The organism is Roseibium porphyridii, from assembly GCF_026191725.2.
In the GTDB taxonomy this organism is placed as follows: domain Bacteria; phylum Pseudomonadota; class Alphaproteobacteria; order Rhizobiales; family Stappiaceae; genus Roseibium; species Roseibium porphyridii.
Window position 1 is genome coordinate 1,126,863 of the sequence record NZ_CP120863.1, and the last position, 25,678, is coordinate 1,152,540.

Annotated in this window: 23 protein-coding genes and 1 tRNA gene; 16 read left to right on the forward strand and 8 right to left on the reverse strand. The window is 54.6% G+C overall.

Translation table 11 applies throughout. The features are described 5' to 3' along the window. Positions 1 to 23 precede the first annotated feature (23 nt). Positions 24 to 1,049 (reverse strand): RluA family pseudouridine synthase, encoded by a 1,026-nt coding sequence (locus K1718_RS05355; protein WP_265682855.1) that lies wholly within the window; start codon positions 1,047 to 1,049, stop codon positions 24 to 26. Between K1718_RS05355 and K1718_RS05360 the strand changes: the two genes are divergently transcribed. Further along, positions 1,048 to 1,401, forward strand: a complete 354-nt coding sequence (locus K1718_RS05360; RefSeq protein ID WP_265682857.1) for a hypothetical protein — start codon at positions 1,048 to 1,050, stop codon at positions 1,399 to 1,401. The genes K1718_RS05355 and K1718_RS05360 overlap by 2 nt on opposite strands. Before the next feature lie 145 nt (positions 1,402 to 1,546). Then, a tRNA-Glu gene (locus K1718_RS05365) sits at positions 1,547 to 1,622 on the forward strand. Positions 1,623 to 1,696: 74 nt separating this feature from the next. On the opposite strand, the gene K1718_RS05370 is transcribed toward K1718_RS05365, so the two are convergent. From K1718_RS05370 to K1718_RS05380, 3 genes are all read right to left on the reverse strand, one after another. Further along, positions 1,697 to 2,479 carry a DeoR/GlpR family DNA-binding transcription regulator gene (locus tag K1718_RS05370; protein WP_152499955.1) on the reverse strand — a complete coding sequence of 261 codons (783 nt, stop codon included), beginning with the start codon at positions 2,477 to 2,479 and terminating at the stop codon, positions 1,697 to 1,699. Between the two features lie 86 nt (positions 2,480 to 2,565). Then, positions 2,566 to 3,888 carry a coiled-coil domain-containing protein gene (locus K1718_RS05375; RefSeq protein ID WP_265682859.1) on the reverse strand — a complete coding sequence of 441 codons (1,323 nt, stop codon included), beginning with the start codon at positions 3,886 to 3,888 and terminating at the stop codon, positions 2,566 to 2,568. Between the two features lie 126 nt (positions 3,889 to 4,014). Continuing rightward, positions 4,015 to 4,620 carry a DUF1134 domain-containing protein gene (locus K1718_RS05380; protein ID WP_152499956.1) on the reverse strand — a complete coding sequence of 202 codons (606 nt, stop codon included), beginning with the start codon at positions 4,618 to 4,620 and terminating at the stop codon, positions 4,015 to 4,017. 156 nt (positions 4,621 to 4,776) lie between these two features. On the opposite strand from K1718_RS05380, the gene K1718_RS05385 reads away from it, so the two are divergent. The 7 genes from K1718_RS05385 (at position 4,777) to K1718_RS05415 (ending at position 12,015) form a co-directional block, all read left to right on the forward strand. Next, on the forward strand, positions 4,777 to 5,232 hold the full coding sequence (locus tag K1718_RS05385; protein WP_265682861.1) for a YHS domain-containing (seleno)protein: 456 nt from the start codon (positions 4,777 to 4,779) through the stop codon (positions 5,230 to 5,232). A gap of 173 nt (positions 5,233 to 5,405) precedes the next feature. After that, entirely contained in the window at positions 5,406 to 6,050 is a 645-nt protein-coding gene (gene chpT / locus K1718_RS05390) for a histidine phosphotransferase ChpT (RefSeq protein WP_152504138.1), read from the forward strand. A 132-nt stretch (positions 6,051 to 6,182) separates the two neighbouring features. Further along, positions 6,183 to 9,005 (forward strand): hybrid sensor histidine kinase/response regulator, encoded by a 2,823-nt coding sequence (locus K1718_RS05395; RefSeq protein ID WP_265682863.1) that lies wholly within the window; start codon positions 6,183 to 6,185, stop codon positions 9,003 to 9,005. Beyond that, a complete protein-coding gene (locus K1718_RS05400; RefSeq protein ID WP_265682865.1) occupies positions 9,002 to 9,493 on the forward strand; it encodes a chemotaxis protein CheW in 492 nt (163 codons plus the stop codon). Before K1718_RS05395 ends, K1718_RS05400 begins: the two co-directional genes overlap by 4 nt. A 36-nt stretch (positions 9,494 to 9,529) precedes the next feature. After that, on the forward strand, positions 9,530 to 9,895 hold the full coding sequence (locus K1718_RS05405) for a response regulator (RefSeq protein WP_265682866.1): 366 nt from the start codon (positions 9,530 to 9,532) through the stop codon (positions 9,893 to 9,895). Positions 9,896 to 9,916: 21 nt separating this feature from the next. After that, positions 9,917 to 11,140, forward strand: coding sequence for a protein-glutamate methylesterase/protein-glutamine glutaminase (locus tag K1718_RS05410; RefSeq protein ID WP_265682868.1), 1,224 nt, complete (start codon positions 9,917 to 9,919; stop codon positions 11,138 to 11,140). Continuing rightward, positions 11,137 to 12,015, forward strand: coding sequence for a CheR family methyltransferase (locus tag K1718_RS05415; protein WP_152499961.1), 879 nt, complete (start codon positions 11,137 to 11,139; stop codon positions 12,013 to 12,015). The genes K1718_RS05410 and K1718_RS05415 overlap by 4 nt, the downstream gene beginning before the upstream one ends. Positions 12,016 to 12,046: 31 nt before the next feature. Here the strand turns inward: K1718_RS05415 and K1718_RS05420 are convergent, their stop codons facing one another. After that, on the reverse strand, positions 12,047 to 12,958 hold the full coding sequence (locus K1718_RS05420; RefSeq protein WP_265682870.1) for a LytTR family DNA-binding domain-containing protein: 912 nt from the start codon (positions 12,956 to 12,958) through the stop codon (positions 12,047 to 12,049). A gap of 304 nt (positions 12,959 to 13,262) precedes the next feature. On the opposite strand from K1718_RS05420, the gene K1718_RS05425 reads away from it, so the two are divergent. Continuing rightward, complete coding sequence (locus K1718_RS05425) at positions 13,263 to 14,234, forward strand: MBL fold metallo-hydrolase (protein ID WP_152499963.1); 972 nt, start codon at positions 13,263 to 13,265, stop codon at positions 14,232 to 14,234. A gap of 63 nt (positions 14,235 to 14,297) precedes the next feature. Here the strand turns inward: K1718_RS05425 and K1718_RS05430 are convergent, their stop codons facing one another. Both K1718_RS05430 and ctrA read right to left on the reverse strand, forming a co-directional pair. Further along, positions 14,298 to 14,774 (reverse strand): TrmO family methyltransferase domain-containing protein, encoded by a 477-nt coding sequence (locus tag K1718_RS05430; protein ID WP_152499964.1) that lies wholly within the window; start codon positions 14,772 to 14,774, stop codon positions 14,298 to 14,300. A gap of 257 nt (positions 14,775 to 15,031) precedes the next feature. Then, positions 15,032 to 15,724 carry a response regulator transcription factor CtrA gene (gene ctrA, locus K1718_RS05435; RefSeq protein WP_068406317.1) on the reverse strand — a complete coding sequence of 231 codons (693 nt, stop codon included), beginning with the start codon at positions 15,722 to 15,724 and terminating at the stop codon, positions 15,032 to 15,034. Positions 15,725 to 16,095: 371 nt separating this feature from the next. Between ctrA and fliI the strand changes: the two genes are divergently transcribed. The 3 genes from fliI (at position 16,096) to K1718_RS05450 (ending at position 18,500) form a co-directional block, all read left to right on the forward strand. Beyond that, on the forward strand, positions 16,096 to 17,421 hold the full coding sequence (gene fliI / locus K1718_RS05440) for a flagellar protein export ATPase FliI (protein WP_152499965.1): 1,326 nt from the start codon (positions 16,096 to 16,098) through the stop codon (positions 17,419 to 17,421). A 28-nt stretch (positions 17,422 to 17,449) separates the two neighbouring features. Then, positions 17,450 to 17,857 carry a flagellar export protein FliJ gene (fliJ, locus tag K1718_RS05445; protein ID WP_152499966.1) on the forward strand — a complete coding sequence of 136 codons (408 nt, stop codon included), beginning with the start codon at positions 17,450 to 17,452 and terminating at the stop codon, positions 17,855 to 17,857. A gap of 208 nt (positions 17,858 to 18,065) precedes the next feature. Continuing rightward, the gene (locus tag K1718_RS05450) at positions 18,066 to 18,500 is read left to right on the forward strand and encodes a paraquat-inducible protein A (protein ID WP_265682878.1); all 435 of its coding nucleotides are present in this window, start codon (positions 18,066 to 18,068) and stop codon (positions 18,498 to 18,500) included. A 15-nt stretch (positions 18,501 to 18,515) separates the two neighbouring features. Here the strand turns inward: K1718_RS05450 and K1718_RS05455 are convergent, their stop codons facing one another. Next, on the reverse strand, positions 18,516 to 19,631 hold the full coding sequence (locus K1718_RS05455) for a DUF2336 domain-containing protein (RefSeq protein WP_152499968.1): 1,116 nt from the start codon (positions 19,629 to 19,631) through the stop codon (positions 18,516 to 18,518). 286 nt (positions 19,632 to 19,917) lie between these two features. On the opposite strand from K1718_RS05455, the gene K1718_RS05460 reads away from it, so the two are divergent. The 3 genes from K1718_RS05460 to glpK all read left to right on the forward strand — a co-directional run bounded on the left by K1718_RS05460 (position 19,918) and on the right by glpK (position 25,486). Then, the gene (locus K1718_RS05460; protein WP_265682880.1) at positions 19,918 to 22,227 is read left to right on the forward strand and encodes a mechanosensitive ion channel domain-containing protein; all 2,310 of its coding nucleotides are present in this window, start codon (positions 19,918 to 19,920) and stop codon (positions 22,225 to 22,227) included. 177 nt (positions 22,228 to 22,404) lie between these two features. Beyond that, positions 22,405 to 23,925 carry a glycerol-3-phosphate dehydrogenase gene (gene glpD, locus K1718_RS05465; protein ID WP_265682882.1) on the forward strand — a complete coding sequence of 507 codons (1,521 nt, stop codon included), beginning with the start codon at positions 22,405 to 22,407 and terminating at the stop codon, positions 23,923 to 23,925. A 73-nt stretch (positions 23,926 to 23,998) separates the two neighbouring features. Continuing rightward, positions 23,999 to 25,486 carry a glycerol kinase GlpK gene (gene glpK / locus K1718_RS05470; protein ID WP_265682884.1) on the forward strand — a complete coding sequence of 496 codons (1,488 nt, stop codon included), beginning with the start codon at positions 23,999 to 24,001 and terminating at the stop codon, positions 25,484 to 25,486. Positions 25,487 to 25,678: the final 192 nt, after the last annotated feature.

Here is a 25,678-nt window from a genome sequence, read left to right on the forward strand (position 1 = left end):
TGGGCGGAAAACAGAATTCATTCCTAAAATTTTTGTAATCCGGACAAAAGTTTTGCGAAATCAGGTGGGTAAGGGCTCTCAAAACGCAAAGTTTTACCGTTTACGGGATGCTCGAAGGCCAGCAATCCTGCGTGCAATGCCTGCCTGCTGAAGTCGCCCACAAGGGTTCTGAGTGGGTCTTCAAGCCGATTGACCTTCGTTTTGAAACCGGACCCATAGTCGTTGTCGCCGATCAGCGGATGGCCGATATGGGCCATATGAACTCGGATCTGATGCGTGCGGCCGGTTTCCAGCCGGCACTCCATCAAGCTGGCAAGCGCCGGTTGATCGTCTTTTCCGAACCTTTCCTTCACTTGCCAGTGAGTTATGGCCCGACGGCCGGAGGTCTTCACCACGGCGATCTTCTGTCGGTTGGACTGTGACCTTGCCAGGTTCGCGTCAATTGTTCCTTTGAGGCTCGAAGGCGCACCCCAGACAAGCGCTGAATAGGCCCGTTCGAGCGGACCAGTGCGTCCGTGATCGGCAAATTGAGCTGCCAGTCCCTGGTGTGCCTGGTCGGTTTTGGCCACGACGAGCAGGCCTGAAGTGTCCTTGTCGATGCGGTGAACGATCCCCGGGCGCTTGATACCGCCGATACCAGACAGGCTATCGCCACAGTGATGGATGAGCGCATTGACCAAAGTGCCTGTCCAGTTGCCTGCACCTGGATGCACCACCAGACCCGCCGGTTTGTCGACAACAATCAGGTGTTCGTCTTCAAAGACAACATTTATCGGAATATCTTCGCCTTGCGGTTCCGGGTCCTCCGCTTCAGGTAAAGTCAGACAAAGTGCATCACCTTCATTGACCCGGTATTTAGGCTCCACTATTTTCGCGCCGCCGACGGTGACGTCTCCTGATTTGATCAGGGATTGGATCCTATTGCGGCTAAGAGCTTCCAGATGAGCTGCAAGCACTGCATCCAGACGCCCTCCAGCATCGGCTGCATCAACCGTTAAACTGAAATCCGGCTCCAGGTCAGCCGGATCTTCGTGGGAATTTTCTGTCATGTCACAACCTGATTTTCGGGAAGACGCTGATGAGGCGCCGCTTGATCCGGCTGCCCAGAAGCTTCAGGTAAAACTGAGACGCCTGCTGCTTGGCTCATCCCTGATCATGTTTGCCGGTCTGATCGCTGTCTTTGCAGCTATTCTTTACAAGATCAACACAAATGACGACGGTCCGGCAGAAGGCGGTGTCGCAGCAACTGTTGCGGTTGGCCCGGACGCGGAGGTGCTGTCTGCCGATCTTTCCGACGGAATGCTGCTCGTGTTGGTCCGCGAGGGCACGAAGACGGCCTTGTTGCGTTTTGATGCCCTGACGGGAAAAAACCTGGGCCGAACGGATTTTGTCTCACGTTGATCGCCTTCGGTTCGCATCAACTTCGACACTCCGGCGTTGATAAACCTTCAGGTGTGAAAAAAATGATCAAAAGGGGTTGCGTCATGCTTTGCGCAGCCTTATACGCACGGTCCTTGGCTTGAAGCTTTTGCCATTCAAGCCCCGCGCGCCCATCGTCTAGCGGTCTAGGACGCCGCCCTTTCACGGCGGAAACACGGGTTCGAGTCCCGTTGGGCGTGCCAACTTTTCTCGAAAAAACGGCAGATGCCCTTCGGCAAATTGGTCAGGTCACGCTGTTTCCTGCACTTTCAATTCATCAAGCAGATTTTTCGGTCAGCTGTCGGCCGGTTTCAATCATGTCCACTTCAGCTTCGCTGGCAATGCGAGCAAACTCAGGATGCGGGCAATGATCGGTTACAAAGGTGGTTACCTGTGACAGGTGTCCGACCCGGACCGGGGCTGTGCGCTCGAACTTGGTGCTGTCGGCAGCCAGAATGACGTGACGGGCGTTGTCCATGATGGTTTTGGTGACCTTCACTTCACGGTAATCATAATCCAGCAGTGACCCGTCGGCATCGATTGCCGAAGCACCTATGACTGCAAAATCAACCTTGAACTGCCGCATGAAATCAACCGCGGCCTCACCGACGATGCCACCATCGGCATGCCGCAGGACCCCGCCAGCGATAACCACCTCAATCTGTGAATAGCCCCGCATCAAACTTGCGACATTGATATTGTTGGTTATGACCATGAGCCCGCGATGCTGCAGCAAGGCCTGGGCAACAGCCTCTGTTGTGGTGCCGATGTTAATGAAGATCGAGGTGTTGTCGGGAATGAGCGCAGCCACGCTTTCGCCTATGTCGGCCTTTTCCTTGCTGGAGATGATACGCCTTGCTTCATAGCCGACGTTCTCTATTCCGGAAGACAGCAGCGCGCCACCGTGGGTTCTGGCCAGCAAGCGGCGCTCACACAGTTCGTTCAGGTCCTTGCGGATTGTTTGCGGACTGACATCAAAGCGTTTGGCCAGGTCGTCGACACTGACGCGGCCCAGTTGCCGGGCAAGTTCCAATATGGCGTTGTGACGTTCAATCAGCATCGGCAGGGCTCTTGTTCGGCACATCACGCGCCGTGTCATCCTAGTTGAGCGTTTAAACCCTAGATGACCGACCTAACCATTCAAGATCAAGCCACATCTTTCTTTTTTTGTTTGGCAGGTTTTGTTTCCTGAGGCGCGCTGTCTTCAGAAAGTTGATTTGCCACCACAGCATCAGGTTCACCGGATTTTTTGGGTTGCGCTCCTCTGTTGGAGGCAACAATGCGGCTTACAAGTGCTTCAGCAGCGGAAGCAATGTCGGCAGACTTGGCCGGTGTCTCCGTCTCGGGTGCCGTCCGTTTGGCCGAGCGTTTTTCAGTCCCGGATGCACCGTTCGCGGAACGCTTGACGCGTCGTTTCGGTTTCGCAGCCAGCCCTGTCTCTTCTTCGGCTTTCGAAATGGCAGGCGCGGGTGCAGCTTGTGCAGATTTCTTGGTGACAAGAACCTTGTCAGCTGTGGCCACGCGGTCCGCCAACTTGCGAAACTCCTTGCGGAGGTCGTTCAGGGCTGGGGCCCCGGCAAGGTCGTTCTGAAGTCTTTTCACCTGTCCGGTTAGCCGGGCCAGCTGACGCTCCTTGTTTTCCAGTTTCGCCAGTCGTTCTGAGCTTTCGTTGGAAATCCGGTTCAACTGTTCTTTCAGATCGGCGTTCATTTCGTTTTCCGCGCTGCCGGAACTTTCAAGGACAAGCGACAACCGGGTCACTTCGGCCTGTGCGGAGATATACTTGGATTCCGTGTCGACGAGTTGGGCTTCCAGTTCGGCCAGCCGACTTCTGGCGGCTTCATCGCGCTCGGCCTGAACTTCGCCGGCCACAGTTGGCTCGTATTTGGAGAGTTTTGCCTTGAGTGTTGCGACCTCTGCCTCGAGCCCCGTTATGGTCGCAAGTGCCATTGTGTCGCTGGCAGGCATCCAGCCGCTCTCGTCTTTCGGGCTTTCCTCACTCTCGGATGAAGGTTTGTCCTCTGCTGATTTGGTCCAGCTTTCCGCAAGTGACTTTTCGGCCTCCGACAGCTTCTTCTTGAGGGTGGAAACTTCCTCGGAGAGCAGATCGGCGGCCTTTTCGTCGCTTTCAATGCTGGCTTGTCTGGCCTTTATCTCGTCGGCTTTCTCCTGGAGCGACCGTTCCAGTGCCTCGACCTCGCGTTTCATGCGAGTAGCTTCAAGATGGTGTTTGGAGGCTTTCTCGCGCTCGCTCTCAAGCTGTCGTTCGACCCGTCTCAATTCCACTGCGTGGCGTGCGCGCGCCTGATCCTGGGCAGCCCTGACTTCCGCATAGCTGGACGGGTTTACGGCGCGAAGCGCCTCTTCCGTCAGGCGTGCGGCTCGGCGGTAGAATGCAGGCAGGATCGCAAGGCCGATCAAACCGGCCGTACAAAATCCGAGTGCCACATACATCGCCGCTTCAATCACGTCTGGCTCCTGGTTCCTTTTCTCGGCGCAACCGCTCCATCATTAGACGACCGAGGGCGCGCCGCCAAGTGTACTCAAAACAAGGTAAAAGCCTTGTTGCCATGCCTGGTTGCAGCGGGTTTGCTCTTAGAACGGGTTCCAGGTCGGCTTGTCCGTGAATTTCAGGTAGCCCAGATTGAGCCCAAGACGGGCGCCGACACCAGCCCTAACAGGGACAAGCACGATCTCGTTTTTCAACAAAACCGTCATACCTGCGCCGCCGACCAGGTAGGCGGACCCGTTCACGCCGGCAAAACGCTGATAGACCGAATTCACCGTCGGCAGGTTATAGATGAGCATCATGACCCTGGCGCCGTCGGCGCCAAAATCCCACCCGACCGAGGGACCTTGCCAGAAAATTTTGTGATTGCCGGCGTTGCGCGTGTAAAGGTGGCCTTCGCCGTACCGGGCGCCTGCGATGATCGCACCGGATCCTTCTTCGCCCAGGATGTAGCCGTTTGGTTCGCCATATTGGGAAAAGGCGCGCTCAACAACTGATGCAATGCCGCCAGACACAGAGCCGAAGAACTGATGGCCAGTCTTGACGATTTCATCTTCGCCATAGGTCTGGCCCGGCGGGATCGGTTCATCGCCGCTGGACTGCGCTTGAGAGGGGAGGGGGACAGCAAACAAACACAAACACAGGAACGCAGCTGACAAGACAGACGCCACACGCCAGGATTTTTGTGTCATTCAACAACTCCTCTTTTTAATGCCCCAGTGGCTGCGATAGTTGCGGTCCGGCTGGAACGCGATGCTAAACTGATGCGACATCATGCTGATTCGCATGAAATCGCGCACCTTACATAAGCCGAATCAATGGAAAGCTGGCCTGAAAAAAAGACGAGGATGTGTCTTTCCCTGGTTTTGATAGTACTTGTCTGCGTTTTTGCGGGGAATAGTTTTGCGCGTCCCAAGACTTTCGTTCCTGATCCGATAACCGGGTATGCCATTGGCGGACATGACCCGGTCAGTTTTTTTGTCGATGGGCAACCGCGCAAGGGAAAGCGCGAATATGAGCTGCAGTGGGGCGGTGCGGAGTGGATTTTCGTCAATCAGGGCAACATGGCCGCCTTTGAGCGGGACCCTGAAGCCTATGCGCCGCTTTTTGCCGGTTGCGGCGGATACGCTCTTTCTGAAGGTTTTGCGACAGCGGGCAATCCCTTTATCTATGCCATTGTCGAAGGCCGACTCGTTTTTTTCCATTCCGTTGTCAATCGCTTCCTATTTATTGTCAGCGGCGCGCAGTTGATGAAGGATGCGAAGGAAAATTCAACGCGCGTTGGTTGTGTTCCCGTGCTTTAAACCAGCAGAACGGGCGGATTTGCGCGCTGTTGTCGCATTGGTGCGAACTTTCATTTGGATGACCAGCCTTGCTCTCTGGCGTTGCCTTGGCAGCGGCTTTGCTGATGTGTAACGCTTGCAACCACATTCGCGAATCAGTTTTGCCGAGACCTATAGAAGAGCCCAGCACCACCATGTCCGCACTCAAAGAGCTAACCTCGCTTGATCTGGCCGCTCTGGTGGCGAGCCGTGTCTGCCACGACATCATCTCACCCGTCGGTGCCATTACCAACGGATTGGAAGTGTTGGACGAGGAAGGCTCTGAGGACATGCGCGATTTTGCGATGGACCTCATCCGAAAGAGCGCGCGCCAGGCATCTGCGAAACTGCAATTTGCCCGCCTGGCATTCGGAGCTGCTGGATCTGCTGGCGCTGAGATCGATCTCGGAGATGCCCAAGTCGTTGCCACAGGGTTTATGGAAAACGAAAAATCCGACTTAAATTGGCAACTCGACCGGCATCTGATGCCGAAGAATAATGTCAAATTGCTCCTTAACCTTATCCTGATCGCAAATCAGTGCGTGCCGCGTGGTGGAGAAATCAAAGTTGAAATGTCCGGCGAACCTGCTTCACCGTCATTCACGCTTCACGCCAGCGGTCTCAATCCGCGTATCCCCTTGGGAATGAAGGAAACTCTGGGCGGAGAAGAGCCGGAGCGCATCGATGCGCATTCGGTTCAGCCGATCTACACTCTACTTCTGGCTCGTGAATCCGGCATGGTATTAACGATAGATAAACAAGAAGAGTTGGTAAAAATTACGGCGTCTCCAGCAGAATAACCTTCCAGATAAAAGTCTCTACCTGTTTCAGCGTATCTTAACTGTTTCCCGTCAACCTACCCTCATGGACTTTTCGGTCCAGACATCCTTTCCAGGGTGCGGAACCAGTAACAAGTCGGGTGAGAGCAGGCCATGGACGACCTCCTCAGGGAATTCATTACTGAGACGAACGAGAGTCTCGATGTTGTTGACGTAGAACTTGTCAAATTCGAACAAGAACCAAACAACGCGACTATCTTAGATAACATTTTCCGTCTGGTGCACACTATTAAGGGCACTTGCGGCTTCCTTGGCCTTCCCCGGCTGGAAGGAATTGCACACGCTGCGGAAACCCTTATGGGCAAGTTCCGTGACGGAGCACCGGTTACACAAGAAGCCGTGTCCCTTATTCTGACGTCGATCGACCAGATCAAGGACATTCTTGGCGAGCTGGAAGCTGCTGGCGGCGAAGAGCCGGAAGGTGACGACAGCGAGTTGATCGGACATCTTGAAGTGATGTCCGCTAAGGCTGATGCTGCGATGGCAGGCGGCGGAGATGAAGCTCCGGCCGAAGAAGCCGCAAATGACGAGGCTTCCGACGCGGAAGCTGCCGCAGACGCCGAAGCAAATGACTCTGAAGACGAGAGTGACGCAGAAGCGGACCAGACCCTTGAGCGTCCATTGCGCCCGGGCGAAGTATCGCTTGATGAGCTGGAACGCGCCTTCCGCGAGACCGAAATCGAAGTAGAAGTTGCCGAAGCTCCGGCTCCGGAAGCTGAAGAGGTCGTGGAAGAGGTCGAAGAGCCCGCTCCGGCACCGGCTGCCGTAAAGGCGGAGCCGAAAGCACCGGCGGCAAAGAAGAAGACTGAAGAAAAGAGCGAGAAGAAAGCTGCTGGCGGAGGTGTCTCCAACCAGAGCATTCGCGTCGCTGTCGACACGCTTGAGCATCTGATGACAATGGTCTCTGAGCTCGTGCTGACTCGGAACCAGCTTCTTGAAATCGTTCGTCGTCACGAAGACAGCGAGTTCAAGGTACCGCTGCAGCGCTTGTCAAATGTGACGGCCGAGCTGCAGGAAGGTGTCATGGCGACACGCATGCAGCCGATCGGCAATGCCTGGCAGAAGCTACCGCGTATCGTCCGCGACCTTAGCCAGGAACTGGAAAAGCCGATCGATCTGGAAATGATCGGCGCTGACACCGAGCTTGACCGACAAGTCCTTGAAATGATCAAGGATCCGCTTACCCACATGGTTCGAAACTCTGCCGATCACGGTCTGGAGTTGCCGGAAGAACGCCGGGCTGCGGGTAAACCGGAAAAGGGTGTCATCACCCTGGCTGCGTATCATGAAGGCGGCCACATCATCATCGAAGTCCGTGACGACGGTAAGGGCATCGATGTCGACCGGGTGAAGGAAAAGATCCTGGAGCGTGGCCTTGCCACTGAATCCGAAATCGAGAAGATGACGGATTCCCAGATCCACAAGTTCATCTTCCATGCAGGTTTCTCAACAGCTGCTTCGGTGACGAGTGTGTCTGGCCGCGGTGTTGGCATGGATGTTGTGCGCAACAACATCGAGCTGATTGGCGGTACGGTCGATCTGCGCTCTGCGACCGGCAAGGGCTCGAGCTTCATCATCAAGATCCCGCTGACACTGGCGATCGTATCGACGCTGATTGTCGAAGCCAGCGGTGACCGCTTTGCCATTCCGCAGCTTTCTGTTGTCGAACTGGTGCGCGTACAGACCAATTCGGAACATCGCATCGAGCGGATCAAGGATACGCCGGTACTGAGGCTGCGCAACAAGTTGCTGCCACTGGTTCATCTGTCTCAACTCCTCGGCATCTACGAGGGCGAGGACGTTGACAAGGCCATCGATGCGGACAACGGCTTCATCGTTGTGATGCAGGTGGGCAGTCAGACCTTCGGTGTTGTTGTCGACGGTGTCTTCCACACGGAAGAAATCGTGGTCAAGCCGATGTCGACCATGCTGCGCAACCTCGACATGTTCTCCGGCAACACCATTCTTGGTGATGGATCCGTGATCATGATCATCGACCCGAACGGCATCGCAAGCGCAATGGCAAGCCATGCTTCCAGCGCTGTGGCCGAAACCGAAGAAGACGAGCAGGAAGATCTGGCACGCAAGGCCATCAGCGGCCAAAGCTCGATCTCGCTGCTTCTGTTCCGCGCCGGTGCGCCGGAGCCAAAGGCAGTTCCGCTGTCGCTGGTCACGCGCCTGGAGGAGTTCGAGGTCTCAAAGATCGAGCGCTCCAATGGCCGCGACCTGGTGCAGTATCGCGGTGCGTTGATGCCGCTGGTCTACGTCAACGACGGGGATTGTCACAAGACAGAAGGCACCCAGCCGATGCTGGTGTTCTCCGACGCAGGCCGTTCCATGGGTCTCGTTGTCGACGAAATCGTCGATATTGTCGAAGATCGCATGAACATCGAGGTCGGTTCGGAGCGCCCGGGCATCCTCGGCTCCGCGGTCGTCAAGGAACGTGCCACCGAGATCATCGACCTCGGTTACTACCTGCCGCAGGCCTTCGAAGACTGGTTCATGCGCAAGGAGATGGATATCGAAGCGCTGACGAAGAAAGTTCTCTTCGTCGACGACAGTTCCTTCTTCCGCAACATGTTGACACCGGTGCTCAAGGCGGCGGGCTACGACGTCACGACCTGTAACGGTCCTCAGCATGCATTCGAGCTTCTGGAGAACGGTGACAAGTTCCACGCAATCGTCAGCGATATCGAAATGCCGGAAATCAATGGCTTCGAATTCTGCGAATCGTTGCGCCGTGATCCACGCTTCCGCGACATTCCGATGTTGGCCCTGTCCTCGCTTGTGACACCGGCATCGATTGAACGCGGTCGCCAGGCCGGCTTTGACGACTATGTCGCCAAGTTCGACCGTCCCGGCTTGATTGCCGCTCTGAAAGACGTCTTCTCCGGTGAAATGGGAGTAGCAGCATGAGTGTGCTGGAACACAAACTCAACGCGGATCAGAACGCTGCAAGCGATATGATCCAGTACGTTACCGTGGTGATTGGAGGCCAGCTCTTTGGCCTCCCGATTTCCCAGGTGCATGATGTATTCGTGCCGGAAAGCGTTACCCGTGTGCCAATGTCCGCACCGGAAGTTCAGGGTGTCCTGAACCTGCGTGGTCGAATCGTTACGGCGATCAACATGCGCCGCCGGCTGCATCTTCCTCCGCTGGAGGATGAACAAATGATGGCCGTTGGTATCGAGTACAAACAGGAAAGCTACGGTCTCGTTATTGATACCGTCGGCGAAGTTTTGACACTGCCGGCAGCTTCTGCGGAATCCAATCCGTCGAACCTTGATCGCCGCTGGGCCGAGATTTCCGGTGGTGTCCATCGTCTAGATGGTCAGCTGATGGTCATTCTCGATGTGGATCGCTTGCTGGGTGCGATGTTCACAGAACCAATGGTCGCAGCATAACAAGGCCGAAACGGCCAAAAAGTGGAGTAACGCCTGATGAAACAGTGCCTTGTAGTCGATGACTCAAGCGTCATCCGTAAGGTCGCCCGCCGGATTCTCGAAGACTTGAACTTCGAAATCACGGAAGCAGAGGATGGCCAGCAGGCGCTTGACGAGTGCAGGAAGACCATGCCGGATGCGATCCTACTGGATTGGAACATGCCGGTGATGGACGGACTGGAGTTTCTGACCAGTCTCAGAGGCGAAGAAGGCGGGGAAAACCCCGTCGTTGTTTTCTGCACAACCGAAAACGATGTTGCGCATATCGCACGGGCCATTCGTGCCGGTGCCAACGAGTACATCATGAAACCTTTCGACCGCGAAATTGTCGAAGCCAAGTTTCAGGAAGTTGGTCTTATTTAGTATTGAGTTGGGCAGTCTCTAATGGCATTTGCGCAGAGAAGCGCTTCCGCGGGCACGAATCCGGGTAGCGATCCGATTAAGGTAATGGTTGTCGACGACGCCGTCGTCATACGTGGGTTGTTGACCCGCTGGCTAGGCGAAGACAAGGGGCTGAATGTTGTCAGCTCACACCGGAACGGCAAACTGGCCGTCGAAGATATAGAAAAAAGCAATCCCGACGTCGTTGTGCTCGACATCGAAATGCCCGAGATGGATGGCATGACCGCTTTGCCGCTGATGCTGGCAAAGAAACGCGATCTGGTCGTCATCATGGCCTCGACACTGACGCGCAGAAATGCCGAAATCAGTCTTAAGGCCCTGTCGCTTGGGGCCGCGGACTATGTGCCGAAGCCTGAATCCACTTCCGAAGTGACAACGTCCATCGATTTTCGTCGTGAACTGATCGAGAAGGTCAAAGCGCTCGGCGCACGCGCGGTGCGTATGCGTGGACCGGCACGGACCATGCGAGCTGAAACGCGGGCCGGTCGGACTTCGCAGCCTGTCAAACCTTTGGGTTCTCGTCCGGCAACGGACACGCGTGCAAGCTTCCGTCAAGCTGCTCAGCCTGCAGCTGCGGCTGCTGGTGCTCCACAGTTCAAGACCAGACCGTATTCTTCAGCACGGCCGAGGATCCTGGCAATCGGATCTTCCACCGGAGGCCCTCAGGCGCTTCAGGAAGTGATGAAGGAAGTCGGAACCGCAATGAACGACGTGCCGGTTGTCATAACCCAGCACATGCCGCCGACCTTCACTTCCATTCTGGCCGAGCATATGGGCAAAGCTGCACTTCGTCCTGCCAAGGAGGGAGAGCACGGGGAACTGCTCAAGCCAGGCAACATCTATGTTGCACCGGGCGGCAAGCATATGGTGCTGGAAAAGGACGGTGGCGCGGTCAAAATTCGACTGACTGACGACGATCCGGTTAACTTCTGCAAGCCGGCGGTTGATCCTCTCTTTGACAGCGTGGCCAAAGTCTACGGTTCGGCGACACTGGGTATCATCCTCACAGGCATGGGCCATGATGGTGCCGATGGTGTGAAGACGATCGCAGCTGGTGGCGGCAGTATCATCACCCAGGACGAAGCGACCAGTGTGGTCTGGGGAATGCCGGGTGCGGCAGCTCAGACGGGCGTGTGCTGTGACATTCTTCCCTTGAAGGAGATCGGTCCGAAGATCTCTCGCGTATTGAAGGGGAACACAAGATGACGCCGAGCGAGTTTGAATTCCTCAAGAACTTCCTGAAGACCCGGTCCGGGCTGGTCCTGTCAAATGACAAGCAGTACCTGGTGGAAAGCCGTCTACAGCCAATTGCTCGCAGCACAAAGCTGGAGACCTTGAGTGCTGTTATTCAGCAGCTTCAACGGGGTGGCAATCGGGCGCTTGAAAACGAAGTCGTGGAAGCGATGACGACGAACGAGTCGTTCTTCTTCCGTGACAAGACGCCGTTCGAGCATTTCAAGGATACGATGCTGCCTTCGCTCCTGGAAAGCCGGGCGACGCGAAAGCAGCTCAAGATCTGGTGCGCGGCAGCGTCCACCGGGCAGGAGCCCTATTCCTTGGCGATCTGTCTCAAGGAAGATGCGGCCAAAATGCCAGGTTGGCGGACTCGTATTCTTGGTACGGACCTTTCGCAGGAAGTGCTTGAGAAGGCCAAGACCGGTCTCTACAGCCAATTCGAAGTCCAGCGTGGTTTGCCTATTCAGCTGCTGCTGAAATATTTCGAGCAGAAAGGCGACGTCTGGCAGATCAATCCGAACATGCGGGCCATGATCGAATGGAAGAAGTTCAACCTTCTTGAGAGCTTTACGCATCTCGGTGAGTTCGACATCATATTCTGCCGAAATGTGCTGATATATTTCGATCAGGCCACCAAGTCCGAGATCCTCGGACGGATGGCCAAATCCTTGCCGGACGACGGGTTCCTCGTGCTTGGAGCTGCGGAAACGGTTGTCGGGCTGACCGATGCCTTCAAGCCAGTGTCAGGAAAACGTGGTCTGTTTCAAAAGAAACAGGTTGCTCAGTCCGCCACTGGAGCAACGAGCCGCCCGCGGCTCGCGGTCGGTGGCGGTTTTCAGCGCTGATCTGCACAAGACAAGTTCAAATCAAAGGCGGTCAGTTGACCGCCTTTTTTTGTGTTGTGGCCTCTTTCCCGAAACGGGCATCGACATCGTCGGCGTATTTTCGACTAACCGGGACCTTGGAACCATCTTTCAGATCAAGCCAAAGACGCCCGTTTTCACGTGAGTGGCCGACAACCGCCTCATAAGCCACCCAGTGGCTCCGATGAACCTGCATGCCGTCATTGTCAGGCAATTCCGCAACGATGTCATTGAAGCGATAGAGCAGCATACGGCTGTCTGTCTCACTTACGAGCCTTACATAATGTTCCTGCGCTTCGACACGCAGCAAGTCACCTTCAAGCGGGGTCTCCAAATGTCTTCCATAACCCGTGTCGACAGGGGCAAGAGGGGTGTCCTGCAATTCAGGTTTTTCCGTTGAAATGGCGGTCTCGGCAGTGTCGGATTGCACCTGGCTGACTGCATTGGTGCCTGTCTGGGAGTTGGCAGAGAACACAAACAGCTTTGGCGCGGTCAGCAGCAGGCAGAGTGCGAGATGATTGTCAGACAGATAAACAACTTCGCGAAAAAACGAGCCAATATGCGAAATGCCGGTCGCGGTTGTTCCCGTTGAAGAAGCGGCCGGAAGAGCCGAAGCATTGAGGCCATCCAGTTCCGGTAATCCTAGGATGAGATCGAGCGCCGTTATTGAAAGCGCAAACGGGAACAGACTGACGACCGCGGCAATTGCCGCAACAGGCCAGATGCGGGATTTCAGTCCAGGCACGCGGTCGATGAACTCAAAGAAGGCAACAAACAAAGCTGCTTCGATCAGAACCCTGATCAGCCAATAGCCATAAAGGCTGGCCAGCGTCCAACCTTCCGGTCGCATTGCCTGAGAGGCTGCCAACAGCAGAGCTGCCGCCAAACAAAGGAAGGTTACCTGCGCGATATAGGATCGGATCATCCGGACGATCTCAATTCTGAGTTACCGCAAACTACGGCATTTCAGGCCTGCCATTCAAGAAGCATGAAATGCGGCTTATCTAAATCATTGTAAATATTAATCTTTTATCACCACTTCTTGCGGTTCAAGAATTGATGAAATCTTCTGCCGGCTTGTGAAGGCATGGCTTTTCTTCTCAGGCCGCTGCGCCAGATACTGGCCGGAAGGAACTGGTTTTTCCAATCGGTTCCAATGTCCAACTTGGCGAAGATGCACGGGCCCCATCACCGGGTGTTGAGCTGAAGAGCAGTTTGGGAGAATTTGAATGACAATCGATGTGAAACTGACACGGCGGGCCGCATTGCTGGGCGCGGGCGGCGCAGTTGCCGGTGCCAGTCTAGCCGGTACCACCGGAGCTGTTATGGCAGCTGCAGAAAAACAAGGGGCCATGGCAGCGCCTGTGGCGCGATATTCCGTCGGTGAATTTGAAGTCAACACTCTGCTAGATGGCGCTGTTACGGCATCCGAACCGCAAAAAACCTTTGGGATGAATGTTGAGGCCGATGCGTTCAATAATTTTTCGGCAGAGAACTTCATTCCTGCCGATCAGTTCCGAGCGTTTTTCACGCCAACACTGGTCAATACAGGCAACGAACTTATCCTGTTCGACACAGGTGTCGGTGAGGGCGGGCGGCCAGCCCGTGGGAATATGCGCGCGGCGATCGAGAGCGCTGGCTATGCGCCCGAGCAGGTTGATGTCGTCGTGATCACGCACATGCACCCTGACCATATTGGCGGCCTGATGGAGGGCGGCGCACCTGCTTTTGCCAATGCGCGATACGTAACCGGGCAGAAAGAATATGATTTCTGGGCGGCTATGGATCCAGAGGCCAATGGTGTCACCAAGCTGATGGCCAAAAATGTCAAGCCGCTTGCCGACAAGATGACATTTCTCGGTGATGGCGGCACGGTGGCTTCCGGTGTTACTGCAGTTGCAGCGCATGGCCACACGCCAGGGCACATGCTTTACATGCTCGAAAACGGTGGTCAGCAGCTACTTCTGGCAGCAGATACGGCCAATCACTATGTCTGGTCACTTGCCAAGCCGGAATGGGAAGTGCGCTTCGACATGGACAAAGAGGCGGCAGCAGCAACGCGAAAGAGCATTTTCGGTATGCTCGCGGCCGACAAGGTGCCGTTCGTCGGTTACCACATGCCTTTCCCTGCGGTCGGTTATGTCGCCGCAGAGGGAGATGGGTTCCGGTATGTGCCGGCCTCCTATCAGATGCATCTCTGATTCGTTTTCAACTGTGCACAGGAGAAGCCGGCATTTGCCGGCTTCTCTCGTTTTTGGCGGTGATTATCGAAACTCAGCGTCCCAGTCGAAGCTCGCCGAGTCTTCATAGCAGGATGGCCAATGGCCAAAGTGCCGCGGGATTGATGCAGACTTCACAAGATCACTTGCCGGAAAATAGGGTTTGATATCGATGACCGGTGTATCTGGCAGCGTATCTATGAAGGGGGTCGTGATCACACCCTTGGTTTCGTCAACACTCAACAGGTGGACAATCGAGAAGCAGACAGGATTGGGTCTTTGGGGGCTCCGCGTGGCAAACACTCCAACGGCTTCTTCAGACGCTGTGTAGGGAGACGGGAAACTCAACGCATGCTGTGAGCCGTCGGTGTCCGTCTCGTGGGCAAGCCAAACAACAATCGCGTGGCTGAAATCCGAAAGACCTTTCAGGCCAGGCGCATAGTCTTTGTCGATGGTAACGCGGAAACCTTCTGCAAAAGGTCGCACGGTACCGATCACCCGCAATGTGGTGTTCATCATCATATTCCTTGGTTTGATTTCTGATGCGCCGGGCCCGACTTCGGCAAGCTGCAGATACTTTATGAAAAGCACAACGAAAAACGGTGTTCTAGGTGCTTTTACCGACAAGACCCGTCTGGGAGATGCCGCGATCTACCATACCGCCGAAGGGGCAGGGGATGCAGTTAGAAGCTTCCAAACGTATGCAGAGCCTTGTAGGCAGACACAAAAAAGCCCCGGAAAACCGGGGCTTCTTAATCTTCAGAGATGTCTTTAGCTGCTTAAGCGGCAGCTTCGACTTCCGGTTCACGAAGAACGTAACCACGTCCCCAAACCGTCTCGATATAGTTTTTACCGGATGTTGCCGCCGCCAGTTTCTTGCGCAGCTTACAGATGAAGACGTCGATGATCTTCAGTTCCGGCTCGTCCATACCACCGTAAAGATGGTTCAGGAACATTTCCTTGGTGAGCGTCGTTCCCTTGCGCAGGGAGAGAAGCTCTAGCATCTGGTATTCCTTGCCGGTCAGATGCACACGCTGGCCGCCAACTTCGACGGTCTTGGTGTCCAGGTTGACCTTCAGGTCGCCGGTGATGATCACCGACTGTGCATGGCCCTTGGAGCGGCGAACGATTGCGTGGATACGCGCGACAAGCTCATCCTTGTGGAAGGGCTTGGTCATGTAATCGTCAGCGCCGAAGCCGAGGCCACGAACCTTGTCTTCAATTCCCGCGTTACCCGAGAGGATCAGGATCGGTGTCTTGACCTTCGAAACGCGGAGTGTCCGAAGAACCTCGTATCCGGACATGTCCGGCAGGTTCAAATCCAACATGATGATGTCGTAGTCGTACAGTTTGCCGAGGTCGATACCTTCCTCGCCAAGATCTGTCGTGTAGACGTTGAAGTTCTCGGACTTCAGCATCAACTCGATGCTCTGCGCTGTAGCGCTATCATCCTCAATCAACAATACACGCATGCCAATCCCCTTGTTCTGCCTTTCCTGGGCAAGTCGCAACGGCTCTGTCGGTGCCTGCTACGAAGGACTGTGTTAACCCCGACTCAAAGCTATCGGTTAATGGTTAACAAAATATGATTCGCAACGGCAAGCTTCGAAAAGAGGAAACTGTGAACAACGACCAACTTGTTGAATCCCCAGAAAAAACCCGGATTCAGAAGTCTTAATGTTGAACTTTAAGAAACGGGTCTAACCGATTCCGTTCAGATTCCTTTCAACAAAGCCGAAATGACTTCGAAATGGCTCTCGCTTGTCAGCCTTCCAAACGTTAAGATTAACCAGAGTCGTAAACGATAGGTTACCAAAACCGTTAACGTGTGAAGGAATTTTCCGTGAAGGCGCTTTTCGCCGAGATTGATTCGCTCATGTCGACCGAGATTTATGGCCGGGTTACTGCGGTTCAGGGCCTTCTTGTGGAGATCGCGGGACCTATTCATGAGATGAGTGTCGGCTCGCGACTTTTAATCGATAATGGTGAGGATAACCCGAAGGTTCCCGCCGAAGTTGTCGGTTTCAGGGAAGGTCATGCCCTTTGCATGCCGTTTTCCGGCCTCGAAGGCGTCCGTATGGGCTGCAAAGCCGTCATAAACGCTCGGGAAAGTGTCGTTCATCCAAGTAGCGAGTGGCTTGGTCGAGTCGTTAACGCACATGGTGAACCAATTGATGGTAAAGGAGATCTTCCAAATGGCGGAGTGCCTCGCAAATTGCGAAGTTCACCGCCACCGGCGTCTGAACGTAAACGAGTCGGACCGCCACTTGATCTTGGTGTCAGAGCTCTCAATACCTTCGTAACCTGCTGCGAAGGACAGCGGATGGGCATCTTTGCCGGCTCTGGTGTTGGCAAATCGGTATTGATGTCCATGCTGGCTCGAAACACCGATTGTGATGTTGCCGTGATTGGTCTGATCGGTGAACGGGGCCGAGAAGTTCAGGAGTTTATCGAAGACGATCTGGGTGAAGAAGGCCTGGCGCGTTCGGTGGTCGTTGTGGCGACCTCTGATGAAAGTGTATTAATGCGCCGACAGGCTGCATATCTTTCAATGACCGTCGCCGAACACTTCCGGGACGAGGGCAATAACGTCCTTTGCATGATGGATTCGGTTACGCGATTCGCAATGGCGCAGAGAGAAATCGGCCTTTCGGTGGGCGAGCCTCCGACATCCAAAGGCTATACGCCGACTGTTTTCACCGAGTTGCCTCGGCTTCTGGAGCGAGCCGGTCCCGGTCCGGAAGGGTCTGGTTCGATCACCGGTCTGTTTACGGTGCTGGTCGAGGGTGACAATCACAATGAACCGGTTGCGGATGCCGTTCGCGGAATTCTGGATGGTCACGTGGTCATGGAACGGGCGATTGCAGAGCGTGGACGATATCCGGCGATCAATGTGCTAAAGTCTGTATCCAGGACGATGCCGCGCTGTGTGCCGGAACAATCGCTGCCCGTTTTGCGCAAAGCGCGGCAGCTGTTATCGACTTATACCGATATGGAAGAACTGATCCGTCTTGGCGCTTATCGAAAAGGATCCGACCCGGTCGTGGACGAGGCAATTCACAGGTTCGAGTTGATAGACTCTTTTTTGAATCAGGAAAAAGACGAATCAACGTCACTTTCTGATGGTTATCTGCAACTTGCCAACCTTTTGGAAATGACTCAGGGGTAGACTGCCCGTGTTAGGGGAGTATTGAGTAATGAAAACCCGAGACAGTTTGATCCGCTTGAAGCGGTTTCAAGTGGATGAAAAACGGCGTCAGCTTGCCCAGATTGAGGGCATGATCGCCGAGTTCAATCGCATGGCCGACGAACTTGACGATCAGATCCGATCCGAACAGGAACGGGTCGGTATTACCGATGTCACACATTTTGCTTATCCGACATTTGCCAAAGCAGCCGCTGACCGAAGAGACAATCTGCGCAATTCCGCGCACGAACTCGACGACCAGCTGCAGCGAGCTCAAGACGAGCTCAGTGAGGCGATCGAAGAATTGAAGAAGTTCGAGCAACTTGAAGAGCGTGACCAGCAACGGGAACGCACTGCGCAAGAGATTGCCGAACAAGAACAGCTGGATGAAGTCGCCGCTCGTGCTCGCATGCGTTAGGCAATGCGCCTGAAGCTGCAAAGTACTGCATCTCTTTTGGAGTGCGCGGCGATGAAAATATTTCCCCAATCAGCCTGATCGCCCCGGTGGCGGTCGGGTTTTGTGCTTTGTGGTGGCAATGGTATAGGCAAATGGTGGCGTCGATACCATCTGTTGACGGTCACCGAACCGCCCAGTCACAACAAAGAGCCGGAGCTCGGCAAGATCAATGCGACTATTTCTGGCTCTGCTGCTCCCGATCTCCACATTTTCCTTTGCACTCGGCCTCACCCAACCGCTGATGCGGTTTGAACGGCTGTATTTTTTGGAGGATCGTCCAAGCCTCATCAGGATGATCACTGAACTATGGCAGGATGGCGATGCCGCGCTCGCAGGTATTGTCGCGCTCTTTTCCGTCGGGTTTCCTGCAATCAAGATCCTGTTGATTCACATCGCGGTTCTGACTGGAGGAAAGTCCAGATCTCTGGCACTGCTGTCCATGGTCAGCAAATGGTCGATGCTGGATGTGATGCTGGTTGCTCTGGTGCTTTTCGCTGCCAAAACCAGTGGTTTGGCCGCAGCGGCCATTTTGCCTGGTCTTTGGTTTTATGCTGCCGCAACCCTGTCGACCGCGGTGGCAGCCAACCTTTGCGCACGAGCCTGATCGCCTGGAGGCAGACTACATCGCAGCCAGACGGGACGCGCGTTCTGTGCCCGGTTTTGCCTTTTTTTCTTTGCGCTTTGCCTGAAAGTCTCCACATCTCGACTGACGAGCCGAGGCCGCGCTTTCGATGTGTTTCTTATAGGCAACCGTCCACTCAGAGGCGCTTGCAGAGGGAATCTTGAGATGATCGCAGCGCACCTTTGCAAAAAGAGCGAAGGTTGATGTGTCGAGTTGCGCCTTGGCAGCTGTTTTCAAGACAAGATCGAGCTTGCCTTCAAAGACTGCGTCTTTCAGAGCTTTTTGGGCAATACGGCCGCGTGCGCTGAGCAGTTCAATCGTGTGATTGAACCGGCCATCCTGCAACAGCAGGATCATCAATTCACTAATCGAAATTCCGTTGCGTTCGGCATCCCGCCAAAGCAGCTCCATATCGGTGGTTTCGAGCGCATCGCCGAATTCTCGGCGTAACGCCTTGAGCCGCGCGATCTGATTGAGCTGATCTTGTGAAAGTGAACCCTCTATGATCCCGTGAAGCCGTTTTTTTGTTTCCTCATTCACAAGCGGCAGCAACTGGCGGCAGACGGTAGGTGACAAATCGGTTCTCAAACACAGGTCTTCCCGCAGAACCACGTCCTCCGTCGCCAGCTGCACGAATTTGAGCATCGTTTCTCGAGACAGTTTGATTTCGCGGTTGCCGGCCAGGATCCGCTGAACCGGTCGGTCACCTCTCTCGGCGATAACATCTGAAATCTGCGGTGAGAGGTCGGCGCGACGCGCGATCACCTGGAGATGGGAAGCGCTCAGACGCTCAACAAAGTCCAGCAGGTCTTCTTGCGAAAACACAGGGCAATTGGCAAGGACGGGCATGGCCACGTTGACATTGTCTTCCGCCAGACGCTTTGCAAGCTCCGAGGGGGTGTTTGTTTGCGACGCCAGCCTTTTGGCCAGGCGAGCGCGATCCTTTGCGGATCCAACGCCATAAAGCTTGATGATGACTTCAGCAAAGATTGCCAGCTCCCGATCAGTGCGCTGATCCAGATTGGAAACAACAAGCTCGCTCACTTGCGCAAACAAGCGCTCGCGAGCTCCCTCGGTGTTATCCTGGGCCAGTTCGATCAGGGAATTCGACATCCACGCTCCTCTTCCCATTAGATTGACGTCTATATTGTTATTATTACGTTACCCCATGGATGAATGATGCTTTTTTACCTTGCGTAAACTTGGTTTATTGTTGCCCGGCACGGAAAATTTGCAGTTTGAACTTGATACATGAAGCGTGTCGGCCCTCGGTTGCTGAGTTTGATCGCGGTGCAAAAAGGTCAATCGACCTTCAAGCTCTCTTTTCTTTTCCGCAGGTTGTTTTCTATTGTTGTGCTTGAGACAGTGTTCGCACCTTCGCGCCGCAAGTACAGGAATTATGATGAGAATTTTGGGCAACATCCTTGTCGTGATCCTGGGGTTGATGGTGCTTGGGGCACCTTTGGCACTTGCGCAAGACGCGCCAAGCCAGGAGGCGAGCGAACAGGCTTCACAGACGTCGGATGTTCAAAAGGCCAATGAAGCTCTTATCAAAGTTCTCAACGACCCTGCCAGTCGCGAAGCGCTCATCAAATTGCTCAAGGACAGCACCTCCGAAGAAGGCGCTGGGACGGACAGCAATGCGCAGACCGGAGAAGGTCAGGCGACTGGACAGACCGCATCTGGCGATGACGAAAGTACCGGACGTGGCTTCGTTATCCGGGTCGGTGAATATACCAAAGCGATTGCAGACGAAATTGGAGTGGTTGTCGATCGATCAGTGCATTCGCTAAGGGGGCTGTTGCTCATTTTCAGCGGAGAAATTCCGATCAAATGGGACCGGGCTCAAGATGTGCTCATCCAGGTTGTGGTCGTCCTTGGATCCGCCTATCTAGCCTTTTGGGCCGGTCAGGCGGTCGCCCGGCTGATTTATCCGAAATTGTCCGTTCGGGCCCGCTATGGTGGAGGGCTCACCCGAAGCTTCATTCTTGTCCTGACTTCCATCATTGACGGGCTCACCGTCGCAATCGGGTTAGGCGTCGGGTATCTGGTTGCCCTTCTTGCCTATGGTGGCTTTCAGGCCGGTGTGTCACTTCAGGAGAGCCTGGCGCTAAATGCGTTTTTCATCACCGGTATGGCCAATGTTTCTCTCAGATTTGTGTTTGCACCACAGCGACCGGAATTGCGTCTTCTTCCGTTTTCCAATGCGAGTGCCGACTACTGGTATGTCAAGCTCCGCTACTACATGTTCTGGGTCAACTACGGCGTTTTCCTTGCCGTTCCGGTGGCGAATATCGCCGTCTCCTTTGTTCTCGGGAACGCGTTGCGCTTTCTGATTGTCCTCATCGGGATGCTCTATCTGATGGTGCTGATCGCACGGAACCGGCTGAATGTTCGCGAAGGCACGCGCACTTATGCACAAACCCTTCAAAGCGGACTTGCCCAGAGCGCCCTCACCAATCTTGGCAACCTCTGGCATGTCGGTGCCTATGGTTACATCATCGCGATTTTTCTGGTCTGGGTTACCCGCCCCTTCGATGCTACGACAATCATTCTTCGGGCAACTGGTCTTTCAATCATCACAATAATGGCGGGCATGGCAATTTCGCTTGTGATGACGCGTGCGATCAAAGGCGGCATTCGCATTCCTAGCGAGCTTCGCGAAAAACTTCCTGCGCTTCAGTCCAGGCTCAACGCCTTCGTTCCAAGGCTGCTCAAGCTCATCAGAACAATCGTGTTCTTCGGTACCATTTTGCTGCTCTTCGACATTTGGGGCCTCCTGAGCGTCATAGATTGGGTTTATAGTGAAACCGGAGCCCGCCTGGTCAGCAGTTATGGTGCGGCCTTTATGGTGCTGATTGTTGCCTTTGTCGTCTGGCTTGCTGTTATGTCCTGGGTGGATCTTCGCCTGCAGTCCCGAGCCGGATACATTGTTACGGCGCGGGAGAGGACCCTTTTTCAGCTGTTCCGCAACGCCTTTACAGTCGTGATTATCGTTATGGCGATCCTGCTTTCACTTTCGGAAATCGGTGTTGATATCGGTCCGCTGATCGCCGGTGCCGGTGTTGTGGGCCTGGCGATCTCCTTCGGTGCGCAAACCCTGGTGAAAGACATCATCACCGGTGCTTTCATTCAGATTGAGAACGCGATCAATGAAGGCGATGTGGTGACCGTGGCAGGCATAACGGGAACAGTGGAAGGTATCACGGTGCGATCCGTCAGGATGCGGGATCTGGATGGCACCACTCATATCATTCCGTTTTCCTCCGTGGACATGGTGTCCAATTTCATGCGCGGCTTTTCTTATCATGTTGCCTTGATCGGCGTGTCGTACGATACCGACATCACCTATGCCAAAGAGGCAATGGCGGAGGCATTCCGACGGTTGAACGAGACAGATTTCAAATCGAGCATTTTCGGTGACCTTGAAATGCACGGAGTGACCAATTTCGGCGCCAGCTCAATCGATATCAGGGCGCGTATCAAGACAAGGCCCGGCGATCAGTGGTCTGTCGGCAGAGCTTACAATGAATTTGTGAAGCAGGTCTTTGACGAGCGCGATATCGAGATTCCATTCCCGCAAGTGACCTATCATGCGGCGACACCACCTTTTGCAACCGATACCGCGAAAGCGAAAGAGAAAGTGAAAACCGGATCTCAGAAGTCGAAACCTGTAGATGATGCGCCGGCGGATGACGGAGAACATTAGATTTTTCAATAATTTGTAAGTGAACTCATGATGCTCTTTTTTGGAGTATTCTACAGGGCTTTCGACGAAATGGTGGTTTCGTCGCGAGCAGGAAATTGTTGATTGAATTTCACTGAGTTTCGCTTTATTTTCATTTTGGGTTGGCAACTGCAATTTCATATCAGCCGGAGACAGGTTATGGCGGCGGACTACGATCTTTTGGTCATTGGCGGAGGCATCAATGGCACGGGCATCGCACGTGACGCTGTCGGCCGCGGTGCTTCCGTTATGCTTGTGGAAATGGGTGATCTTGCCGGCGCGACCTCATCGGCGTCAACGAAGCTCATTCATGGCGGCCTGCGCTACCTGGAATATTACGAGTTCAATCTGGTCAGGAAGGCGCTCAAGGAACGCGAAGTGCTCTGGCGGGCCGCGCCACATATAGCTTGGCCACTTCGCTTCATTCTGCCTCACCACAAAGATCTTCGTCCGGCCTGGCTGCTGCGGTTGGGTTTGTTCATGTATGACCATCTGGGAGGGCGTGAACTTCTGCCTGCGACCAAAACAGTGCGCCTTGATCAGGCACCTTTTTCTCAAGGTCTCAAAAATCTCTTCAAGAAGGGGTTCGAGTATTCGGATTGCTGGGTGGATGACGCCCGGCTGGTTGTCCTGAACGCGCGCGATGCGGCGGACCGTGGTGCGGAGGTTCTTACACGCACCAAATGCATCAGCGCGCGTCGGGACAATGATGTCTGGAATGTCGTTCTAAAGGATCAGGATACCGGAGAGGAACGGACTGTTTCCGCCAGCGTTCTTGTCAATGCCGCAGGGCCCTGGGTTGCTGAAATGCTCAACGGCGTTGTTGGTGCGAACAACACTTCTGCCGTTCGGCTGGTCAAAGGCAGTCACATCATCGTTCCGCGCCAGTTTGAACACGATCGCTGTTTCATTTTTCAAAATGGCGATGGCCGCATCATTTTCGCTATCCCCTATGAAGACGATTTCACGTTGATAGGAACAACGGATGTCGACTACCAGGACGACCTGGGCGACGTGCGCATCTCCGACGATGAGATTGCTTATCTTTGCAAGTCCGCTAGCGAGTATCTGGCGGAAGCGATCGAGCCCAAAGATGTCGTTCACACTTATTCGGGCGTGCGGCCTCTTTATGATGATGGTGCGAAAGACGCCAAGGCGGCCACCCGCGACTATGTGCTTGAACTGGATGGCGGCGAAGACAAGCCTGCCCTTTTGTCGGTGTTTGGCGGCAAAATCACCACCTATCGAAAATTGGCAGAAAATGTCCTGGCCAAACTGGAACCGTATCTTCCTTTCAAGCGCGGCGTCTGGACGGCGTATGCTCCCTTGCCGGGCGGTGATTTCAGGGTGACGGACTTTGACCGGCAAGTTGATGAACTTGTTCGAGACTATCCCTTTATCGGGAAGCAGTTCGCCTCACGCCTGATGCGCCACTACGGCACCGATGCCCGGCTTATGCTTGGCGATGCAGCGTCACTTGATGCGCTTGGCCCTTGCTTCGGTCATGACCTTTATGAAGTTGAAGTGAAATGGCTGATCGAACGCGAGTGGGCGCGAAGCGCGGACGATGTGCTCTGGCGCCGATCCAAGCTTGGTCTTCGGATCTCCAAGGAGGAGGCTGCAAGACTGGATGGCTTCATTTCAGACTATCTTGCGGACAGACCTGGCGCTGCTGCATAGTTTTCTCTAACCGAAATAGCTGACGGTAGCGCCGACAGTTTCTCGAACAAACAAAATCAATGGGAGGTGGGCCATGGCAGGATGTGTGTTGGCTATAGACCAGGGCACGACGTCAAGCCGAGCGATCGTCTTTGGCGATGACTATCAGCCGCTTAGTGTCGGCCAGCAGGAATTTCCGCAACATTTCCCGAAATCAGGCTGGGTGGAGCATTCACCGACGGACATCTGGACCAGTACGCTGCGCGTTTGCCGCGAAGCCATGGAAAAGGCTCCGTCAGGTGGCGCGGATGTTGCTGCGATCGGGATCACCAATCAGCGGGAAACCACGTTGATCTGGGATCGTTCAACCGGTGAGCCGGTTTACAACGCGATCGTGTGGCAAGACAGGCGAACATCCGATTTTTGCGCACAGCTGCGCGCCGATGGACTGGAAGACAAATTCACGTCAAAGACCGGCCTGCTGCTCGACCCTTATTTTTCGGGAACGAAGATTGCCTGGATTCTCGACAATGTTGACGGCGTCCGGGCGCGGGCAGACCGTGGCGAACTTGTTTTCGGCACTGTCGATACCTGGCTGATCTGGCAGCTCACGGGCGGTACGGTTCACGTAACCGATGCAACAAATGCCGCGCGGACACTGATCTACAATATTCACAAAAACGCCTGGGACGCAGAACTCTGCAGTTTGTTGAAGATCCCTCTCAACATGCTGCCGGACGTGAAAGACAGTGCTGACGAGTTTGGCGTTACCGAGGCTGATCTGTTTGGCCGGTCGATCCCGATCCTTGGTGTTGCCGGTGATCAGCAAGCGGCAACCGTTGGCCAGGCCTGTTTCAAGCCCGGAATGGTAAAGTCGACCTACGGAACCGGCTGTTTCGCACTCATGAACACCGGCGATGCGCCGGTCAGGTCCAACAACAGGATGCTGACAACCATCGCCTACCGCTTGAACGGCAAGACGACTTATGCCCTGGAAGGGTCAATCTTCGTCGCAGGTGCCGCGGTGCAATGGCTGCGGGACGGACTTGGCATCATTGAAAGTGCAGGCGACACGCAAGGACTTGCTGAACAGGCAGATGCCAACCAGGATATTTTTCTGGTTCCGGCTTTTGTCGGTCTGGGAGCGCCGCACTGGGATGCGGACGCCAGAGGAGCAATGTTCGGTCTCACCCGGAACACAGGCCCGAAGGAAATCGCGCGAGCCGTGCTGCAAAGCGTTGGCTACCAGACCAGCGATCTGATTGATGCGATGCAGGCGGATTGGCCGGATGCCGAAAAGCCTGTCCTGAGGGTGGATGGCGGGATGACGGCATCCGACTGGACCATGCAGTTTTTGGCCGACATTCTTGGAGCGCCCGTTGACCGTCCAACGGTTGCCGAGACGACGGCACTCGGCTCCGCCTGGCTTGCAGGCTCGAAAGCAGGCGTCTGGCCGGGAGCTGAATCCTTTTCAGCGCAATGGAAACTGGAAAAAAGGTTCGAACCTCGGCTGGATGAGGCAGAAAGACGTCGATTGCTGTCCGGCTGGCAGGATGCGGTCAGGCGAACAAGATCTACGTAAGGTTGCTAGATTCACAAGCTCCCGCCAAGGCGGGAGCTTTTTTGTTTTCAAACACTTATACTAAGTCCAAAAAATAGTGCCGTAGCGGTATTTGTTTCCATTGTGCCTAGGGTCTTGCGTCAAAAATTTACGGCAGCATGGCTTACCTAGAAAAAAAATTTCAAAAAACAGGTGAAATTAGAAATATGTTGG

Excerpts from the sequence above, each read along its gene's own strand:
- K1718_RS05450 (WP_265682878.1), top strand. The coding sequence starts at position 18,066 with ATGCGACTATTTCTGGCTCTGCTGCTCCCGATCTCCACATTTTCCTTT.
- K1718_RS05355 (WP_265682855.1), bottom strand. The coding sequence starts at position 1,049 with ATGACAGAAAATTCCCACGAAGATCCGGCTGACCTGGAGCCGGATTTC.
- glpK (WP_265682884.1), top strand. The coding sequence starts at position 23,999 with ATGGCAGGATGTGTGTTGGCTATAGACCAGGGCACGACGTCAAGCCGA.
- K1718_RS05460 (WP_265682880.1), top strand. The coding sequence starts at position 19,918 with ATGATGAGAATTTTGGGCAACATCCTTGTCGTGATCCTGGGGTTGATG.
- K1718_RS05425 (WP_152499963.1), top strand. The coding sequence starts at position 13,263 with ATGACAATCGATGTGAAACTGACACGGCGGGCCGCATTGCTGGGCGCG.
- K1718_RS05405 (WP_265682866.1), top strand. The coding sequence starts at position 9,530 with ATGAAACAGTGCCTTGTAGTCGATGACTCAAGCGTCATCCGTAAGGTC.
- fliJ (WP_152499966.1), top strand. The coding sequence starts at position 17,450 with ATGAAAACCCGAGACAGTTTGATCCGCTTGAAGCGGTTTCAAGTGGAT.
- K1718_RS05455 (WP_152499968.1), bottom strand. The coding sequence starts at position 19,631 with ATGTCGAATTCCCTGATCGAACTGGCCCAGGATAACACCGAGGGAGCT.
- K1718_RS05395 (WP_265682863.1), top strand. The coding sequence starts at position 6,183 with ATGGACGACCTCCTCAGGGAATTCATTACTGAGACGAACGAGAGTCTC.
- K1718_RS05415 (WP_152499961.1), top strand. The coding sequence starts at position 11,137 with ATGACGCCGAGCGAGTTTGAATTCCTCAAGAACTTCCTGAAGACCCGG.
- K1718_RS05430 (WP_152499964.1), bottom strand. The coding sequence starts at position 14,774 with ATGATGATGAACACCACATTGCGGGTGATCGGTACCGTGCGACCTTTT.
- K1718_RS05370 (WP_152499955.1), bottom strand. The coding sequence starts at position 2,479 with ATGCTGATTGAACGTCACAACGCCATATTGGAACTTGCCCGGCAACTG.
- K1718_RS05400 (WP_265682865.1), top strand. The coding sequence starts at position 9,002 with ATGAGTGTGCTGGAACACAAACTCAACGCGGATCAGAACGCTGCAAGC.
- K1718_RS05410 (WP_265682868.1), top strand. The coding sequence starts at position 9,917 with ATGGCATTTGCGCAGAGAAGCGCTTCCGCGGGCACGAATCCGGGTAGC.
- glpD (WP_265682882.1), top strand. The coding sequence starts at position 22,405 with ATGGCGGCGGACTACGATCTTTTGGTCATTGGCGGAGGCATCAATGGC.
- K1718_RS05420 (WP_265682870.1), bottom strand. The coding sequence starts at position 12,958 with ATGATCCGATCCTATATCGCGCAGGTAACCTTCCTTTGTTTGGCGGCA.
- chpT (WP_152504138.1), top strand. The coding sequence starts at position 5,406 with ATGTCCGCACTCAAAGAGCTAACCTCGCTTGATCTGGCCGCTCTGGTG.
- ctrA (WP_068406317.1), bottom strand. The coding sequence starts at position 15,724 with ATGCGTGTATTGTTGATTGAGGATGATAGCGCTACAGCGCAGAGCATC.
- K1718_RS05385 (WP_265682861.1), top strand. The coding sequence starts at position 4,777 with ATGTGTCTTTCCCTGGTTTTGATAGTACTTGTCTGCGTTTTTGCGGGG.
- K1718_RS05360 (WP_265682857.1), top strand. The coding sequence starts at position 1,048 with ATGTCACAACCTGATTTTCGGGAAGACGCTGATGAGGCGCCGCTTGAT.
- K1718_RS05380 (WP_152499956.1), bottom strand. The coding sequence starts at position 4,620 with ATGACACAAAAATCCTGGCGTGTGGCGTCTGTCTTGTCAGCTGCGTTC.